Annotated in this window: 3 protein-coding genes; all 3 read right to left on the bottom strand. The window is 32.9% G+C overall.

Annotated elements, in window-relative coordinates:
• Positions 1 to 374 precede the first annotated feature (374 nt).
• A complete protein-coding gene (locus H0V01_10410; protein MBA2583780.1) occupies positions 375 to 1,307 on the bottom strand; it encodes a hypothetical protein in 933 nt (310 codons plus the stop codon).
• An 846-nt stretch (positions 1,308 to 2,153) separates the two neighbouring features.
• Positions 2,154 to 3,320 carry a T9SS type A sorting domain-containing protein gene (locus H0V01_10405; GenBank protein MBA2583779.1) on the bottom strand — a complete coding sequence of 389 codons (1,167 nt, stop codon included), beginning with the start codon at positions 3,318 to 3,320 and terminating at the stop codon, positions 2,154 to 2,156.
• A 60-nt stretch (positions 3,321 to 3,380) separates the two neighbouring features.
• Positions 3,381 to 3,590: a hypothetical protein gene (locus tag H0V01_10400; protein MBA2583778.1), complete on the bottom strand. Its 210-nt coding sequence runs from the start codon at positions 3,588 to 3,590 to the stop codon at positions 3,381 to 3,383.
• Positions 3,591 to 4,071 lie beyond the last annotated feature (481 nt).

Genomic DNA, 4,071 nt, shown 5'->3' with positions numbered 1-4,071 from the left:
TAACGTTTCCTGCATATACGCTGGTGGCGATTATTGCACCGAACCAAAAACCGTGAGCAGCAAAGTTAATAGAAATTAAAGGCTTTGCAATAGAGCACCTAGACCGCCACTGGCGAATATGCAGTGTTAGCTGTTGGCATTACCCACTTGTCTAGGAAGTCACGATTAGTTGCGAATTGCACAACGTCAATGAATAGTGACAGTTGCAGTGTGTGGTTGTGTGTTATAATTTTTTTTAGGTGGGGGGAGAAAACAAATAAAATTCTTCTTTTGTGGGAAAGGTGGAAGCTTATTTACAATTTTTGGTTTTTGAGTGGAGCCAGTGTGAATTGGAAATGTGCTTGCACCTGTGCGGAAAGGCCTTTCAAAATAGCTTATTCCTTATTTAAAAATATTATTCCTTTATTATTGAATATTGTTAGTGTAGAGTCTTTCAATTCATATTTTCCACTATAAATTAAATAATTGGAGATTTCATCATGACGACCATCACAGCAAATTTCAGTGCAATAGACATCACCTAATAATATTTCATCAGAATTTATTACAAAATCTTCAGTTCCACAATTATTAACCTCTAAATTATAATTAATGCTGTTTTCAGATAAGGATAAATAGTAATTTCTTTTTTGAGGATAAATTGTCTCTTCTTGAGATTCTACTTTTATTACTTTCCATTTACCGATTAAATTTGTAGGAGAAGTGTTTTTTGCTTCTTCTATTTGATTTTTAAGAATTGAACCTTTAACAATTTCACATCCATTTGTAGAAAGCACATAATCTCGCCAGATCAAAGGAGATTCCTTTACCGTAAATTCTATCCAGCCATTTTTAATTGATTTAAAAGCCGTGTCAGATGAAATTTTAAATACAACAGGTAAAAAATACTTCTCTGTTTGATTAGATTCTGACTTAAAACCTATTTGTAAAAAAAATTGAGAATTGCTCTTTACAGAAGAGGCAACGCTTGTTAAAAATTGATTATATTTTTTTTGAGTATTTTCTGGAGTTTCAATGTGAAAATTTTCAAAATTTCCTTTATTGTCAACAGTATATGAAATTATTATTGATGCATAAACTCCTGCGTCTTTTGCCATTGGAGGATATTTTAAGGAATCCATAATTGCTGTAACAATTCTAAACTCTAATTTCTTCCATTTTTTTAGTTGATCTTTTGTTAATTTAAATTCATGATTTGCAATTAACTCTTTTGTTGAATTATAGAATAGCCCAGAATGATTTTGTTGACCATAATGCTTAAGGGTTATTAAAATGAGAATTACAAATATTGTAATGTTTTTTTTCATTCAAATTTTGCTGTTTAATAAATTCAATCCTACAAAAATAGCACTTTATTTATATAGTTTAAGAAACGCAGGAACTTGCGTGGTGGAAATTGCTCTTTTACTTTTGCCATGTGTGTTGGGTTTCGTGGGAGTCGGCAAAAGTAAATGAGCAATTTTTGCGATGGCAATTTTATTTGTTTTGCGGGGAGGAAAAAAATTATAGCACGAAGCGATGGCCCGCTTGAGGTGTTGAAAGTTGCACAAAAGTTGCTCAATGTAAAAGGCCGACTTTCCCTTCTGTCCAACCGGTGCGCAATGCTTACAGCTAACGTTATTTGCATACCCGCAGGTGGCGATTATTGCACCGAACCAAAAACCGCGGGCAGCAAAGTTAATAGAAATTCCAGGCTTTGCAATAGAGCACCTAGACCGCCACTTGAGGATATGCAATGTTATAAGCTGGCCTTATGTTTATTAATGACTGGAAAGCTGTAATATCAAAGGCTTTTATGAATAGTGCTTAATTGTCTGTACTATACTTTGCATGGCTAGTGCGAGTTGGGTATTTTTTTATTTTTGAGGGGGGATTTTTTTAATTTAATTTTCTTTGGGGAGAAAAGGGAGAAGCTTATTTACAATTTTTGGTTTGAGCGGTTGGCGGTGTGAATTGGAAATGTGCTTTTTCCGTGGGCTGGCTGTTTTCGGTCATTCTCTAGTTCTAATTTGGTCGAATAGTTACTAATTAATTTAAATTTTTCTGTGCTGTTTCTACAATTGTTTTTGCTACAGAAAGCATTTCATATTTTTATAGTTGTATTCTCTTTTGGTTGCCATAGGTTTAAGATTTTTTCAAAGATAAAATTTCTGCTATTCAATTATAATTTTTTCAGTGTAGGTTTCCTTTTCCGTTTTAACATTAACAAAATAAATTCCTTTTGAGTAGCGGGAAATATCTATTGTGGTACTTTTGCCTTCATAAAGATTCTTTCCTCGTATATCGGAAATATTTATGTTACATATTTGTTGATTTGATTTTAATTCTATATTTATTACTTGGTTGGCAGGGTTTGGATATATTTTTATTTCTTTTTTTTTAACTTCTTTCTCTTTTATACCTACTATATTCGTGGTTCGCAAAACAACTCCGCTATCACCAACCGCATAGCAATAAAAATTTGTACAAAAGATGGAATTTAATTTTTTTTGAATTCCTGAATTTTCTTTTATCCAGTTGTTTCCTCCATTAATGGTTTTTATTATAGTGCCGCTATCACCTACACTATAACACACATTATTAGAAGTACAGTAAATAGAATTTAGCACTAAATTGATGGAAACATCAGATATTAAAGATGTCCAATTAATGCCGGCATCGCTAGTTTTTGATATTGTTCCATTCCATCCGCAAACATATCCCGTATCTAAGGAAGGGAAGTGTAAATCAAGACCCCCGTGATCACCACCAGTCATTAATTGCCATGATACCCCTGCGTCAGTGGTTTTATAAATTACATTATCATACCAACCCGTTCTATATCCTATGGTTGGCGAAGGAAAATATATGTTTCCTGCAATAGAATTTATTATAGAACTGTTTAGTGTCCATGTAGAACCTCCGTCAAAAGTTCTAATTACCTCATTTGCAATTAATACATGCCCTGTATCAGGAGAAGTAAAAAACATTTTACCAACCGTTGGAGCATTAATAGCTGTCCAATTATTTCCTAAATCAAATGTTTTATTCAAAAAGGAGTTATTTGACATTAGAGAACCAATAAAATAAATTGTGCTATCACTCAAAAAATGAACATCAGATATATACTCGTTCGAATTAAAATAGATAGTATCCCAAGAGTTACCATAGTTTTTTGTCAACATTAAAACCTGATTTGAAGATAGTATGCCTGCGGAATCATTAATGAATGAAATATGGGTATAATTATCGTTACTACCCGTATTTATTTGTGTCCATTGCGCATTTGTATTGTGTAAGATTATAAATAAAAACAAAAACGATATAAATATTTTTTTCATAGCTCAATTGATTTAAAGGAAAAAACGGGGCAGTATACCACCCCGTTTTTAATTAGAAATTTATTTAACGATCATGAGATTTTTGCTATCTGCAATTATACCGTCAGTTATTAAAGTTAAGGTATAAGCCCCCGTAGGGAATTGTGAAATATCAAATTGTGTTTCATTGCTTTGTAAATCTAAATTATAAAACCTGATTATTGAATTGTTGTTTCGCGCTAAACGGATCTGGGCCGTTATCCATTGTTTGATTGGGAGAGCTCTATTCATATAATTAATTATCAGATTTGTTTCCAAAATTAACATTTATTTTAAACTTTTTATTTTTTAATAACAATTCCTACAAGTTTTATTATTTGTGCCCAATCCCATATTTGTCTTAATAAAAAAAGCAATAACTTGGGTGGGAGAAATGCCTCTTTTGCTTTTGCCATGTGTGGTGGTCCAGTGTGAGATGGGCAAAAGGAAATGTGGCATTTGTATGCAATGGCTCAAAGCTTTCGGGATTAAAAACAATTTTGCCTTGAGATGGCTTTGTAAGCTCTTTTAATCCCAATAGCTATCAGGATTTAACGTTGGCTCGTGTGGCTTTTAAATGTGCTGCAAAATGCGTGGAAATTAATATGTATCGTCCTGAAATTAGTTTACACTTTGTGCAGTCTTAATCCTGCTACAAATTTACACTTTTTGTTTTAATCCTGAATACGCTTTACATTTGTTGGGCAGGATGAAGCGGAAGTGAGCAATGCTG

Source organism: Bacteroidota bacterium (assembly GCA_013696965.1).
GTDB lineage: Bacteria > Bacteroidota > Bacteroidia > JACCXN01 > JACCXN01 > JACCXN01.
This window is presented reverse-complemented; position numbering and strand designations above follow the sequence as displayed.